The sequence below is a fragment of the Paenibacillus sp. M-152 genome, assembly GCF_003856555.1.
Lineage (GTDB): Bacteria > Bacillota > Bacilli > Paenibacillales > Paenibacillaceae > Paenibacillus > Paenibacillus polymyxa_C.
Map to the genome: position 1 here is coordinate 5298154 of NZ_CP034141.1, position 15648 is coordinate 5313801.

A 15648-nucleotide genomic window follows, 5' to 3' on the forward strand; every position below is an offset into this window, starting at 1 on the left:
TGCTATGTCGCTACTTCAATATTTTTACTGGCTTTCTTCCAAAACCAGGACACACCTGCTTTCTCATTCAAGCCCTTCATTTACACATTTATGCAATTTCTCTGGTCAAAAAAACCAATAAAAACTTGAAAATGGTTTATCGCATATGCTTCTTGTTCTATCGAATTGGTAATTCAATGAAAAACTTAGTGCTATTCTACCATAATCCTAGTAGGTGTAGTATACAAAAATGTAAATTCTAGAAACTTTCACACTAATGTATAGATAGGTATATAGAACTAGATATTAAACATCTTGGGCGATATTCTTCCAATAAATCTATGTAGTTTATGATTATTCTGATCATAAATCATTCAAATACCTCAGAAAACACAAAAGACACCGCGAACGGTGCCTTTGAAAACATAGATGGCAAATATTCTTAAAATCTGATTTTACACAGCATCCCGTTGCTGTGCAAGAGAATAATTCTTTCTGTATGGATTATTTTTTTGGCTTATGATTTTCATACCATGTTGACGTGTTCACTAGAAGCTGTTCACTGCGTCCAATGGCTGCCTGCACCTGACCGGTGGCGGTTCCGCCATACACATTCCGAGCATTGACTACCGCTTCTGGTTGAAGCACCTCATAAATGCGCTCGTCGAACAGATCCGAAAACTGCTGGAATTCATCCAGTTTCAAATCAAGCAGATATTTGCCCTGCTGGATGCAATACAGCACCGTTTTGCCGATAACCTCATGGGCCTGACGGAACGGAAGCCCCTTGCCGACCAGGAAGTCCGCAATATCCGTTGCGTTGGAGAAATCCTGATTGACCGCTTGACGCATCCGGTCCTTGTTCACCTTCATCGTGGCGATCATTGGAGCGAACAATTGCAAGGCTCCCTCCAGCGTAGCAACCGTATCGAACATCCCTTCCTTGTCCTCCTGCATGTCCTTGTTGTATGCCAGCGGCAAGGACTTCAGTACGGTCAGCAGACCGACGAGGTTTCCATAGACACGCCCGGTTTTGCCACGTACTAGCTCCGGTACATCCGGATTTTTCTTCTGTGGCATAATGCTGCTGCCTGTACAGAAAGCATCATCCAGTTCGACAAAACCAAATTCTGTGCTGCTCCATAGCACCAGTTCTTCGCTTAGACGGGACAAATGCGTCATAATCAGCGAGGCCCCGGCCAGAAACTCTACGATAAAGTCCCGATCACTGACAGCGTCCAGGCTATTTTCATAGACGCCATCAAACCCAAGCTGCTCAGCTACAAAATGACGATCGATCGGGAAAGTGGTTCCAGCCAGAGCGCCAGCGCCCAGCGGCAACACATTGATGCGTTTGTAGCTGTCCTTGAGTCGGTCAATATCACGCTCCAGCATAGACACATACGCCAGCAAATGATGCGCGAACAAAATAGGCTGCGCACGCTGCAAGTGTGTGTATCCAGGTACAATTGTGTCCAGATTGTCCTTGGCCTGCCCAATTAATGCAACTTGTACATCATGCAGCATACCCACCAGTGATACGACACGTCCGCGCAAATACAAGTGCATATCTGTTGCTACCTGATCGTTACGACTGCGTCCAGTGTGCAGCTTACCGCCGACCGGGCCAATGACTTCGATCAGTTTTTTTTCGATATTCATGTGAATATCCTCATCCGAAACGGAAAATTCAATTTCCCCACGGCGGATACGCTCCAGAACGGTGTGCAGTCCTCCCTTGATCGTGTTCGCATCCTCCTGCGGAATAATACCGCATTTGCCCAGCATGGCCACATGAGCCAAACTGCCTTGAATATCTTCTTCCGCCAACGCCTGATCAAACCCAATAGAAGCCGTATATTCCTCTACCAGCTTGTTCGTTTGCTTTGTAAACCGTCCGCCCCATAGCTTACTCATTGCATGATCCCCTCTCTGCAATAACAAGCCGCCCTCGTCGTTTGGACAAGAACGGCCCGCATTCCGTACATTTTTTTAGATTACATCTTATTTATGATTTTGTGTTACGCCCGCGTTGACCTTCAAACGCAAAGCATTCAAGCGGATAAAGCCTGTAGCATCGCCTTGATCGTAGGCTTGTGTCGGATCAGCTTCCATGGTCGCAATGTCTGGGTTGTACAAGCTAACCGGACTTTTAACGCCTGCACCAATAATATTGCCCTTATACAGCTTCACGCGCACCGTACCACTGACATTTTTCTGGCTCTCATGAACCAGAGCCTGTAAAGCGACACGTTCCGGCGCGAACCAGAATCCATTGTACACCAAGGTAGCATAACGGGTAATCAGGCTATCACGCAGATTCATAACCTCGCGATCCATGGTGATCGATTCCATTTTGCGATGAGCAGTGAACAGGATTGTACCGCCTGGCGTCTCATAGACTCCGCGGCTCTTCATACCCACAAAACGGTTCTCAACCATATCTACACGTCCGATCCCGTGCTTGCCGCCCAGTTCATTCAGTTTTTCCATCACTTGCAGCGGAGTTAACTGTTCACCGTTCAAAGCAACGCAGTTGCCTGCTTTAAATTCCAGCTCCAAGTATTCTGCTTCATCAGGCGCGTCCTCAGGCGCGTTGCTGAGCAAGAACATTTCTTTATTTTCAGGAGCGCTCGGATCAAACCAAGGGTCCTCCAGCACGCCGCTTTCATAACTGATATGCAGCAGGTTGCGGTCCATGGAGTACGGTTTGGCTGCAGAAGCGGTTACCGGAATACCGTGTTTTTCTGCATAGGCAATCATTTCTGCCCGACCCGGGAACTGATTGCGGAACTCTTCCAGCCGCCAAGGTGCAATGACTTGGATGTCCGGCGTTAACGCCGCCGCGTTCAGCTCGAAGCGCACCTGATCGTTACCTTTGCCTGTTGCCCCGTGAGCAATGGCTGTTGCTCCCTCGGCAATCGCAATATCGACCATCCGCTTAGCGATCAATGGACGTGCAATACTCGTACCGAGCAAATATTGCCCTTCATATAAAGCACCTGCCTGAAACATCGGATAAATAAAATCCTTGGCGAATTCATCACGCAGATCATCGATGTACACTTTGGAAGCTCCCGTAGCGAGTGCCTTTTCCTCCAAACCGTCCAGTTCTTCCTTTTGTCCGATATCTGCAGTGAATGCGATAATTTCAGCATCATATGTTTCCTTGAGCCATTTCAGAATGACCGACGTATCCAGACCGCCGGAATATGCGAGTACGATTTTTTCTTTTGCCATTATTGAAGTCCTCCCCGAATGCTTATACCTCTATCTTCTTTACGATCAACCTTATCCCATTAAAGCAACTAGCAACGCTTTTTGTGCATGCAGACGATTTTCCGCTTCATCAAAAATGACCGAATTGGGACCATCGATTACTCCCGCACTCACTTCTTCCCCACGATGTGCAGGTAGACAGTGCAAGAATAAATAATCTGGCTTAGCGAGCTTAACCAGCTCCTCATTCACCTGGAAGTCGGCAAAAGCAAGCTCACGCTCCTTTTGCTCTTCCTCAAAACCCATGCTTGCCCACACATCTGTGTAGATCGCATCAGCATCTTTTACTGCTTCCTGCGGACTTTGAGTGATCACAATTTCACTACCTGTCTGCTTGGCAATCTCCCGGGAAACTGCGATCACACTCGGGTCAGGCTCGTATCCAGCTGGACTTGCAATGGAGACATGCACTCCGAGCTTGGCTCCACCAATCAAGAGGGAATGCGCCATATTGTTGCCGTCTCCGATATAAGCCAGTTTGAGCCCTTTTAGCTTACCCTTTTGCTCATACAAGGTTTGATAATCAGCCAGTACCTGACACGGATGCGCCAAATCGCTCAAGCCATTGATTACCGGAACGGATGCATAACGGGCCAACTCTACGACATTATCGTGCCCGAAGGTACGAATCATAATGCCATCCAGATAACGTGACATGACTTGGGCCATGTCGCTAATCGGTTCACCGCGTCCCAGTTGAATATCATTTTTGCTGAGGAAAAGGGCATGCCCACCCAATTGATACATTCCGACTTCAAAGGATACCCGTGTGCGTGTGGAAGACTTTTCGAAAATCAGTCCAAGTGTTTTCCCCTTCAGCGGCTGATAAGCTTCTCCGTTTTTGTGTTTACGCTTAATTTCAATGGCGAGATCAATTAAATACTGGATTTCCTCTGGCGAGTAGTCGTCCAGTTCTAGAAAGTCCCGTCCTTTCAAATTCACCTGTTGCAATGCGCCGCCCTGACTCATGCGTTCCTCTCCTTTTACACTCTAATCTCGGATGCTTCTGGCTCTACACTAAGCTACGTGCTCCCGAATCAATTCAGCAATCCATGTTACAGCCTGATCTATTTCGTCTTGCGTTACATACAGGTTAGGCAACAGGCGAATCACGTTCGGTCCTGCTGTAATGAACAGAATGCCCTTCTTCTGTCCTGCCAAAACAAGCTCTGCTACCGGCTCCGCACACTCAATCCCGACCATCAGACCTTTTCCGCGGATATCCTGGACAAAAGGAATATCTTTAAGCTGTTTTTGCAGACTATGAAAGAGATAATCTCCCATTTCGGCAGCGCGTTCTGGCAGCTTGTCATCAATAATCGTTTCAATGGTTGCTTGAACTGCTGCCATGGCAAGCGGTGTACCCCCGAAGGTAGAACCATGACTGCCCGCTGTGAACGCTTCACGCAAATATTCTTTGCCTAGCATTGCACCGACCGAAAAGCCACTGCCCAATCCTTTCGCCAATGTAAAAATATCCGGTTCTATTCCATAATGCTCAAAGGCAAACAGCTTACCTGTCCGTCCCATACCTGTTTGCACCTCGTCAATGATCAGCAGCAATCCATGCTCGTGGCACAGCTTGGTAATCACGTCTACGAAAGCAGGGTCTACCGGATACATGCCACCTTCGGCCTGCACCATTTCCAGCATAATTGCCGCTGTATTCTCATTGATAGCTGCTTCGAGCGCAGCCTGATCATGAAGCGGAACGCTTTTGAATCCGGCGGGAAGCGGTAAAAAACCTTCTTTCACTTTGTCCTGACCCGTAGCAGTCAAGGTTGCCAGCGTCCGTCCGTGAAAGGATTGCGTGAACGTAATGATTTCATAGCGACCGGTCTGCTTCACCTTCTGGTGGTAACGACGCGCCAGCTTAATGGCAGCTTCGTTCGCTTCAGCTCCGCTGTTGCAGAAGAACACGGCATCTGCGCTGCTATTGGCTGTCAGCAAGGCCGCGGCCCGTTCCTGCCCGGGAATATGAAACAGATTGGATACATGCCACAGTTCATCGATCTGTTTTTTCAAACGCTCCGCTACAGCTTGAGGCGCATGGCCTAGATTGGTAACGGCAATACCTGACATGAAATCCAGATAACGTTTGCCCTGATCATCCCACAGCCAGCTTCCTTGTCCTTTCACCAGTGTAAGCGGGTATCTTGCGTAGTTTGGAAAAAGAGAGCTATCTGCCTGCACTTTTGCCGCCCCCTTTTCCGCTTGCGCTCCGCTTCCATTCGTACTTGGCATTTCCTCGCTCACCAGCGTATTCGGTTCCTTACTCATATCGTTCACGCCCCTTTATCGTTTGGTTATATAGGTTGAGCATATATCGCAATTACTGCATACGCACAATGCGTGTTCCAATCGATTCTCCACCCAGCACACGGCTGAGTACCTGCGGTTCGCTGCCGTCCACAATGACGACTTCCTTCACTTTACCGTGAATGCAGGCAATAGCCGCTCTCACTTTCGGAATCATACCACCGTAGATTTCACCTGTACTGATCATATCTTCAATTTCCTGTATGGTAATTGACTCCATAACCTTCTTTTCTACACCATTCTTTTTCAATATACCGGGTACATCCGTCACAACAATCATTCGACTGACGCCGAGATGAGAAGCCACCGCGCCCGCCGCTGTATCGGCATTAATGTTGTAACGCTGACCGGATCGATCAATGCCAATAGGCGCAATAACTGGCATATAGTCCATATCCAGCACACCGGTAATAATCGAAGCTTGAACATGTGTTACCTCTCCAACCCAGCCGACCTCTGCGGCATTCGTCACAGGCTTCGCTTCAATTAAATAGCCATCACTGCCTGACAAACCCAGCGCTCGCCCTCCGTGCATCCCTATTCTGCGAACAATCTGCTTGTTAATGCTGCCTGCCAGCACCATTTCCACGACATCCAGCACGGGTTCAGTCGTTTTACGCAATCCATGAATGAACTCCGTTTCGATTCCCAGCTTCGCCAAATTGTCAGAGATCGCAGGCCCACCGCCATGTACAATGACTGGTTGAAGGCCTTCCGACTGCAGACGGGCCAAGTCGTCAAAAAAGGAATCAGGCAACGCAGCCAGCGTACTTCCTCCGCATTTCATCACAAAATTACGACGTGCCACTCCCGCATGTTTCGCTTGATCCGCGTGTCCCACTGCCGATTGCATATCATCTCTCCTTTTCTCCTCTGCACAATTTTGTGCGATTTTCAAATGATGCCGAAGCTATATTCGCTCGCTTCTTCTATTAACTATTAAATATCCATCCGTAATTAAATCGGGTATCTATGTCCGATAAGCCGCATTAATCCGCACATAATCATAGGTTAGGTCACAGCCCCATGCTGTAGCGGTCCCATTCCCGTGATGCAAATCAACAATAATTTGCACCGTATCTCCACGTAAATAGGAAAGCGCCTCGGCTTCATCAAAAGCTACTGGACTTGATTGGCTTAGCACGATAATATCCCCCAGGCGAATGTCTACCGTATCCGGATTCACCGGTTCTCCGGCACGTCCGACGGCTGCAATAATCCGTCCCCAGTTGGCGTCTGCGCCAAAAACGGCTGACTTCACCAGACTGGACCCGATCACAGTCTTGGCTATCGCCTGGGCAGATGCATCGCTTATCGCTCCGCTTACAGACACCTCTACCAGCTTCGTAGCACCTTCTCCATCACGGGCAATCGCCTTCGCCAGCTCACGGCAGATATAAGTGAATGCCTCGGCAAAAGCCTCCCAATCGGGATGGTCTGTGTGCAACTCGCTGTTGCCTGCCAGCCCGCTCGCCATAGCGATCAGCATATCGTTCGTGCTTGTATCCCCATCGACTGTGATCATATTAAAGCTGGTATCCGTGGCCTGCTTTAATAGTTGATGAAGGGCCGTCTGTCCGATGACTGCATCACAAGTTATGAAAGCGAGCATGGTTGCCATATTCGGATGAATCATACCCGATCCCTTTGCTGCCCCGGCGATGTGCACAGTCACACCATCCACTTCAACTGACACGCACGCTTCCTTTTTAACCAAATCCGTTGTCAGAATGGCTTGGCTAAATTGCTCCGCCCCATCGCTTGCCTCGCTCATCCGCTCAGGTAGTGACGATATACCGCCAAGCACACGATCCATTTTCAGATGCTCGCCAATTACACCAGTCGAGGCAACGGCTACATCGCTCTCCGCCACACCCAGCTGATGAGCAGCGGCCGAACGCATAGCGTAAGCATCCTGCTCCCCTTGCTGTCCCGTACAGGCATTGGCGTTCCCGCTGTTCACTACTATCGCCTGCAATCGACCGTCTGTCAGGCTCTCGCGAGTCACCTTCAGCGGTGCAGCCTGAAACACATTGGTGGTATACACCGCAGCAGCTGTCGCCTCTACCTCACAGCGAATCGCGCCGATATCGTTGCGATTCGTATTTTTTAATCCACAGTGCAATCCCCCAGCTGTAAAGCCACGGGGAGTTACGATGTTGCCCTCATGTACTACTGTAAAGCCTACTTTGCCCATAATTATGTGCCCTCGTTCGCAACATATAGGAGGCATGACAGCTGGACGCTTGCGTTCTCCAACTCGCTGTCGTCCCCGTAGCCTGTTGCGTTTACGTGCTACTTACGGATATACCGGTATGAAGCCCAGTCCGAGGTTCTCCTCCCATCCCATCATCAAATTTAAATTCTGAATCGCCTGTCCGGCGGCACCCTTCACAACATTATCAATGACAGAAATAATGGTAAGACGCCCGGTACGAGCATCTGCTGCAAAACCGATGTCGCAGTAGTTTGAACCAAATACTTCTTTCGTTGCCGGCCATATACCTTCGCCACGTACACGGACAAAAGGATGACCTTTATAATAATCCCGGTATAACCCGATGAGATCCTGATCCGTATGATCACCTTTCAACGTGACATAGATTGTACTCATAATTCCTCGCGTCATAGGCACAAGCTGTGTCGTAAACGTAATCGTAACATCCTCGCCCGCAACATCACCCAGTACCTGCTCGATCTCTGGGATATGCTGGTGCTTATTGACCTTATAAGCCTTAAAGTTTTCATTCATCTCCGCATAATGCGAAACAAGACTTGTTCCCCGACCGGAGCCAGATACCCCGGATTTGGCATCCACAATCAGTGACCGATGGTCGATCCACCCCGCCTCCAAGGCAGGAATAATTCCTAATAGTGTTGCCGTTGGATAGCAGCCTGGATTCGAAATGAAAGAAACTCCAGCAAGCTTTTCTGCATACACCTCGCTGAGTCCGTATACTGCTTGCTTGAGATACTCAGGTGAAGCCGCAGGCTTTTTATACCAAGCTTCATACACTTCCCCGCTTCGGAGCCTAAAGTCCCCGGAAAGGTCAATCACCTTCAGTCCGGCATCCAGAAGCTGTGGCACTAACTGGGTACTAACGCCTGATGGCGTAGCTGTGAAAACCAGATCAGCCTTGGCAGCAATTTCATGGATATCGACACCGTCCAAATCCTGCATTACAATATCCGTCAGATGTGGAAACCCATCACTAATCGGGACACCCGCGCTGGACGAAGAAATAACAGATACAATCTCCACCTGCGGATGATGAACCAAAAATCGAATCAGCTCCACCCCACCATATCCAGTGGAACCGACAATTGCCACTTTTAGCTTACTGCTCACAGACCTTCCTCCATTCCGTCCCTATGAAATATGTATTATTATACGACTCTATTCATATAAATACAACACCTCATGTCATGTTATTCTTCCAAATTTAAAATATGCATTCTTGCCCATTCTTTTGACCGACAAGCTGTACAGGCTATTAACTGAGGAAACCAAAAAAGACAGCCCCCCTTGTGAATCCAGTCTGCTATTTTGCATAAAAAAAAACATCGTTCCTTTTATATATTATCTTGTATATTGGTATTCATCCGGATTATCCATTTGCTGCACTTATGTATTCGTTGAACATTGAATAGGGTAAAAAGAGTGAGTATGTACAAAAATAAACCTATACGTTAGGAGTGTTACACATCGAAACCTATACAGCGAATATAGTGATAGATGCTAAAGCCAAATTAGGCGAGGGTCCTAGTTGGGATCACCAGTCTCAACGTTTATTTTGGGTCGATATTGAAGGCTTTCAATTGCACATCTACGATCCATCTACAGGCACAGATCGTACCATAGATGTAGGCGAACATATTAGTGCAGTTGTACCTTATCTTAAAAATAAAGTAATCGTAGCCATGATCAGCGGTCTATACTGTTTGGATATAGAGACAGGGACCAAAGTATTGATCCACGATCCTGAGGAAGGTCGGCCAGGAAATCGATTTAATGATGGTAAATGCGATCCTGCAGGACGGTTTTTGGCTGGAACAATGAGTTTAAATGGCGAACGCGCGCAAGGAGCATTGTATAGTCTGAGCACAAAAGGAAATGTCTCCTTACTGATTGATAATGCTTCCACATCTAATGGCTTAGCCTGGAGCTCAGATTACCGTACCATGTATTATATTGATACTCCGACCTTAGAAGTGGTCTCCTTCGATTACGATGTGACACAAGGTACTATTAGGAATAAGCAATTGGTAGCTAGATTGGATGAAAGTGAAGGATATCCCGATGGCATGACCATCGATGCAGAGGGCATGTTGTGGATCGCGCGTTGGGGCGGTAAACGTGTATCTCGTATCCATCCTGTTCAGGGAGAAGTGATTGCTGAGGTGTTACTTCCAGTCAATCGTGTGACTTCGTGCGCTTTTGGTGGTGAACATCTGGATGAGTTGTATATCACAACTGCTCAAGATGACGATAATACCAGCCAACCACTAGCAGGTGGTTTATTTATGGTCAAAACCGGGGTAAAAGGAGTACCCACCTCATATTTTAATCAAGGACAACCGGCAAATTGGCTTGATCTATTACTAAAAAGGAATTGATAAAGCGGTTCTGAAAAGAGAAGAGCCCACTACATCAGTGAGCTCTTCTATATTGATTCAGTTAAGAGCAAGCGTTCAGAAGGTCACATTAAGTTAGCCTTCCCTTTTGAACCCTTCACCCAATACTTCACGTGTGTTACTAATAATCACAAAAGCTTCCGGGTCTACCAAGCGGACGAGCGTTTTGAGGCGGGTTACCTCATTTTGCCCGACTACAACCATAAGTACAGGACGTTCTTCGTTCGTGTAACCCCCCCGTCCTGCAAGCTCTGTCAAACCCCGATCCAAATCCTGTAAAATCGTTTGCGTAATTTTTTCCTTTTGATTAGATATGATATAAGCTACTTTGGAGTAGCCCAGCCCCATTTCTACAGCATCAATGACTTTGCCGGTTACAAACAAGCCAATCAATGCATACAGGGCCCGCTCCGGCGATAGGGCGAAACCAGCTAGCGTGATTACCGTGCCATCCATGAGCATGACACAAAGAGAAAGGCTAAAACCGGTATACTTTTGAATAATCTGCGCCAAAATAGCCAGTCCACCCGTCGAGCCTCTGCCCCGAAACACAGTGCCCAAACCCAATCCTACTCCGATTCCACCATACAGCGAAGCCAGCAACGGATTGGTTGTCGGTACTGCCCAATCCTTCGTCACATAAACGAATAGTGGCAGCATGATGCTTCCCAGCAGGGAACGCAAGCCATACTTTTTTCCTAACAGCAGTACTCCTGCTATAAATAACGGAATATTCATTCCCCACTGCGTATAGGCCGGTTCCAGGCCAAACAGGTCCTCACCCAAGATAGACAAGCCAGATACACCCCCGGATGCAATCCGGTTGGGCAGCAAGAACATGTTAAAGGTCAGCGCTGTAATAAAGGAGCCGAGTATAATCAGCAGGACATCGGTCACGTTACGCGCTGGTCCACTGGCGGCAATCAGAGGCTTACGCCTTCTTCGGCGGGCAGCGGGAGGATTCAATTGAGACATCATTCATGTTCTCCTTTAATAAAAAATACCGTCACACAAAAATTCCTACAGGCCGCAGGCACATGGACTGCGGTTCTGTAGGAAAACGTACAGGCAATTATTCTGCGTCCAGCTTAATTTGGCTGCGCAGGTAACCATCGATGAACGGATCGAGATCGCCATCCATAACAGCCCCTACATTGCCAGTTTCCACACTGGTACGATGATCCTTAACCATGCTGTATGGATGGAACACGTAGGAGCGAATTTGGCTACCCCATGCAATGTCGGACTGTTCACCACGGATTTCGTCCAATTGCTGCTGTTGTTCTTCAATCTTGCGCTCGTAGAGCTTGGAACGAAGCATAGTCATCGCACGTTCACGGTTTTTGATCTGGGAACGTTCATTTTGACAAGTCACGACAATACCAGTAGGCAAATGCGTAATCCGAACAGCTGAGTCGGTCGTATTAATATGCTGACCACCTGCACCGCTGGCCCGGTACGTATCAATTTTAAGATCTTCCGTGCGGATTTCAATATCCACATCATCCGCAATTTCCGGTACCACATCACAAGACACGAACGATGTATGTCGACGACCAGAGGAATCAAATGGAGAAATGCGAACAAGCCGATGTACGCCTTTCTCCGCCTTGAGATAACCGTAGGCATTGTAGCCTTTGATCAACAGGGTTACGCTCTTAATTCCCGCTTCATCACCTGCCAGATAATCCAGGGTCTCCACCTTGAAGCCTCGTTTTTCTCCCCAGCGTGTATACATACGCAGCAGCATTTGACCCCAGTCCTGGGACTCGGTACCGCCTGCCCCCGGGTGCAGCTCCAGAATAGCATTAAGTTTGTCATAGGGCTGATTTAAAAGCAATTGCAGCTCAAATTCCTCCAGCTTGCTCAGCAGGGATTTGATACTGTTTTCAACTTCTCCAACCAGCGCTTCATCGCCTTCCTCTTCAGCCAGTTCAACCATCATACCTGCGTCTTCATATTCCTGACGCAACTGTTCATAGCTGTCCACAGAAGACTTCACAGCATTCATTTCAGCAATTACGCCTTGGGCCTTTTCGTTATCGTCCCAAAAATCAGGCGCTGCCATCTTTTCCTCAAAGTTCGCGATCATTTCCTGTTTGAGATCTAAGTCAAAGAGACCCCCTAAGGTTTGTTAGTTTCTTGCCTATTTCTCGTAAATCATGTTTTACACTTGGATCAATCATGATGTCATTCTCCTTTTAATATAGGGTTAGGGGGAATAAAAGCGTTGTGAGTTACGGCTGGTGGGTAGGCGCTGCGCGAATGATTTGATCTTACGATCGCTGTTGCAGCGAGATGCCCTGATTAAAATAACACATTCAAAGGTTGGCATCTCACTGCAAAGGCGAACGCTGGCGCTTCTCCAGATTCAAATCCTCCGCTTCGCTCCCAACCGCCGTAAAGTCAAACCACTTTTAAATAACAGGCTCTGGTATGTGAGCCAGATCAACTGCGGAATTGACTGACAAGCAAGCAGGGAACTGCTTACTTGTCATAATTGTTTTAAAAGTACTAGGAGAGCACAGTCATCGCCATATTCAACCTGACCATAACCTGACCATCTCACAGAAGAGCTATATTGAATACATCAGCATCGTCCCCTGATGGCACAAAATGGCCGACGGTCAGTGGTTGAACTGCCGCCTGCCATTATATGCATTGCAGGGGATAGTGTATATCAAGATCTATCCCTTAATTTCAATCCGTTATTTTCTACGCGGACGCGAAGGAGCGGATTTCTTTTTAGGAGCCGCAGGTTCGCCACTCGTAGAGATTTTATCTTCATCAACGACAGCCTGACGCTCTTGGTTGGATTCGATTTGTGCTTTCATGATGTATGTCGCAACTTCCTCTTGGATGCTGGCGATCATAGCATGGAACATTTCGAAACCTTCAAATTGGTATTCACGCAATGGATCAGTACCACCATAAGCACGCAAGTGAATACCTTGACGCAATTGATCCATAGCATCAATATGATCCATCCATTTGCTGTCAACTGCACGCAGTACGATAACCTTCTCGAACTCACGTACCATTTCTTCGCCGATCATCTCTTCACGGCTGTGGTATCTGTTGGTAACTTTCTCGAAGATCATATCGACCATCTCTTCTTTTTCCTTACCCCACAGATCGTCGCGCGAAAGTGTGTTTTCCTCAAGCAGATTGTTGTTCACATACTCTGCTACTTCATCCAGTTCCCAGTTTTCAGGGATATCATCACCACAGTGAGCTTCCACTACACGCTCAATGACAGGCTTGATCATGTCGAACACAATTTCCTTGATGTTCTCTGATTCCAGCACCTCACGGCGTTGTTTGTAAATAATAGCACGTTGCTGATTCATCACGTCATCATATTGGAGAACGACTTTACGCTGATCAAAGTTATTCCCTTCGACACGTTTTTGAGCTGATTCGATAGCACGTGAAATCATACGGCTCTCGATAGGTTGATCTTCCTCAAAGCCCAAGCGCTCCATCATATTCAGTACGTTGTCTGCACCAAAACGCTTCATTAACTCATCGCCCAGCGATAAGTAAAATTGCGTGGAGCCTGGATCGCCCTGACGTCCTGCACGTCCGCGAAGCTGATTATCAATACGACGGGATTCATGACGTTCTGTACCGATGATGTGCAAACCACCGAGTTCTGCAACGCCTTCGCCCAGTACGATGTCAGTACCACGTCCAGCCATGTTAGTAGCGATGGTAACCGCGCCAGCTTCACCTGCACGAGAAATAATCTCAGCTTCTTCGGCATGATACTTGGCGTTAAGCACTTTATGACGAACGCCTTTGCGTTTCAACATTTCAGAAAGAAGCTCGGAGTTTTCAATAGAAACCGTACCTACCAATATCGGTTGGTTCTTTTTGTTACGCTCCAGGATTTCGTCTACCACAGCATGGAATTTACCTTTCACGCTCTTGTATACTACGTCAGGCATATCTACACGCTGGTTAGGCTTATTCGTCGGAATTTGGAGCACTTCCAGACCGTAGATTTTTTTGAATTCTTCTTCTTCTGTTTTCGCTGTACCCGTCATCCCCGCCAATTTGCGGTACATACGGAAATAGTTTTGGAATGTAATTGTCGCCAGTGTCATGCTTTCGTTTTGGACAATGATGTTTTCCTTCGCTTCAATAGCTTGGTGCAAACCATCACTGTAACGACGTCCAGCCATCAGACGACCTGTAAACTCATCGACAATCAGAACCTCACCATCAGCCACGACATAGTCCACATCCAAACGCATAATAGCGTTAGCTTTCAAGGCTTGTACGATGTGGTGATTGATTGTAACACTTTCCTGATCGTACAGGTTTTCAAGACCAAAGAAATTTTCAGCCTTGGATACGCCGTTTTCGGTCAAAGCAACTGACTTCACCTTAATATCCAGCGTGTAATCTTCTTCAACGTTCAGGCTCTTTACAAAACGATCAGCGGCAAAATACAGCTCGGTCGATTTTTGAGCTTGTCCTGAAATGATCAATGGTGTACGAGCTTCATCGACGAGAATGGAATCCACTTCATCAATGATACAGAAGTACAACGGACGCTGTACCATCTGTTCTTTGTAAAGCACCATATTATCGCGCAGATAATCGAAGCCGAACTCATTGTTTGTACCATACGTAATATCACAAGCATAAGCTTCCTGTTTGGCAGCATGATCCATATTGGCCAGGTTCAGACCTACGGTCATTCCCAAGAAATTGTAAATTTGACCCATTTCTCCGCTGTCACGTTGTGCCAAATAGTCATTGACTGTAACCACGTGCACACCTTTACCCAACAGAGCGTTCAAATAAACCGGCAGTGTTCCCACCAGTGTTTTACCTTCACCGGTTTTCATTTCGGCGATTTTTCCTTCGTGCAACGCAATACCGCCGAGCATCTGTACGTCATAGTGACGTTTGCCCAGCACCCGCTTGGACGCTTCACGAACCGTTGCAAAAGCTTCCGGCAGCACTTCTTCAGCCGTAGCACCTTGTTCAATCCGCTCTCTAAACTCCGCCGTCTTGGCTTTCAGTTCCTCATCCGAGAGCTTCTCAAAATCAGGCTCTATTTTATTGATCAGTTCAACCGTCTTCATTAAACGTTTGACGTCACGTTCATTTGTATCCCCAAAAATTTTTTTGACAATTCCTAGCATGGTTTACCCCTTTCGCGCAAAACAATTAATAGAATCAATTTCACAATAAGAAAGGGTCCATGATGAAATTGATTCCCGATATGTTTGACAGGCCCGGCTATACCAGCCCATCGTGCGATGTTCTTTGCATAAATTGTAACAGTTTGTAGGACATGCCGCAACACAAGCAGCCTGCAGATTTGCATCCGGTTAAAGATACCAAAACAATTGACGCACGAAATACACAATTGGTTACATCGATCTAAGTTTAAATTTCCATTCATGTTTACAATAAACA

11 protein-coding genes are annotated in these 15648 nt (G+C 47.3%); 1 reads left to right on the plus strand and 10 read right to left on the minus strand.

Features of this window, described 5'->3' with window-relative positions; all coding sequences use genetic code 11:
* Positions 1–483: 483 nt before the first annotated feature.
* The 7 genes from argH to argC form a co-directional block, all read right to left on the minus strand.
* Complete coding sequence (gene argH / locus EGM68_RS23215; protein WP_129550093.1) at positions 484–1896, minus strand: argininosuccinate lyase; 1413 nt, start codon at positions 1894–1896, stop codon at positions 484–486.
* An 87-nt stretch (positions 1897–1983) separates the two neighbouring features.
* On the minus strand, positions 1984–3219 hold the full coding sequence (locus tag EGM68_RS23220; RefSeq protein ID WP_013373358.1) for an argininosuccinate synthase: 1236 nt from the start codon (positions 3217–3219) through the stop codon (positions 1984–1986).
* Positions 3220–3270: 51 nt separating this feature from the next.
* Entirely contained in the window at positions 3271–4227 is a 957-nt protein-coding gene (gene argF / locus EGM68_RS23225) for an ornithine carbamoyltransferase (protein ID WP_013373359.1), read from the minus strand.
* Positions 4228–4275: 48 nt separating this feature from the next.
* Complete coding sequence (locus EGM68_RS23230; RefSeq protein WP_016324794.1) at positions 4276–5538, minus strand: acetylornithine transaminase; 1263 nt, start codon at positions 5536–5538, stop codon at positions 4276–4278.
* Between the two features lie 52 nt (positions 5539–5590).
* Positions 5591–6430: an acetylglutamate kinase gene (gene argB / locus EGM68_RS23235; protein ID WP_016324795.1), complete on the minus strand. Its 840-nt coding sequence runs from the start codon at positions 6428–6430 to the stop codon at positions 5591–5593.
* A gap of 117 nt (positions 6431–6547) precedes the next feature.
* Positions 6548–7774, minus strand: a complete 1227-nt coding sequence (gene argJ, locus EGM68_RS23240; RefSeq protein ID WP_013373362.1) for a bifunctional glutamate N-acetyltransferase/amino-acid acetyltransferase ArgJ — start codon at positions 7772–7774, stop codon at positions 6548–6550.
* Positions 7775–7876: 102 nt separating this feature from the next.
* Positions 7877–8926 carry an N-acetyl-gamma-glutamyl-phosphate reductase gene (argC, locus tag EGM68_RS23245; RefSeq protein ID WP_016324796.1) on the minus strand — a complete coding sequence of 350 codons (1050 nt, stop codon included), beginning with the start codon at positions 8924–8926 and terminating at the stop codon, positions 7877–7879.
* A gap of 380 nt (positions 8927–9306) precedes the next feature.
* On the opposite strand from argC, the gene EGM68_RS23250 reads away from it, so the two are divergent.
* Positions 9307–10194 carry an SMP-30/gluconolactonase/LRE family protein gene (locus EGM68_RS23250; protein ID WP_043921430.1) on the plus strand — a complete coding sequence of 296 codons (888 nt, stop codon included), beginning with the start codon at positions 9307–9309 and terminating at the stop codon, positions 10192–10194.
* Between the two features lie 93 nt (positions 10195–10287).
* On the opposite strand, the gene EGM68_RS23255 is transcribed toward EGM68_RS23250, so the two are convergent.
* The 3 genes from EGM68_RS23255 to secA form a co-directional block, all read right to left on the minus strand.
* Positions 10288–11187, minus strand: coding sequence for a YitT family protein (locus EGM68_RS23255; protein ID WP_040102741.1), 900 nt, complete (start codon positions 11185–11187; stop codon positions 10288–10290).
* Positions 11188–11284: 97 nt separating this feature from the next.
* Positions 11285–12398 (minus strand): peptide chain release factor 2 gene (gene prfB, locus EGM68_RS23260; RefSeq protein WP_129550094.1). Its coding sequence is split into 2 segments (ribosomal slippage): positions 11285–12325 and positions 12327–12398, totalling 1113 coding nucleotides; the frame shifts between segments, so codons are not numbered across the junction.
* Positions 12399–12920: 522 nt separating this feature from the next.
* Complete coding sequence (secA, locus tag EGM68_RS23265; protein ID WP_013373368.1) at positions 12921–15371, minus strand: preprotein translocase subunit SecA; 2451 nt, start codon at positions 15369–15371, stop codon at positions 12921–12923.
* Between the last annotated feature and the right edge of the window lie 277 nt (positions 15372–15648).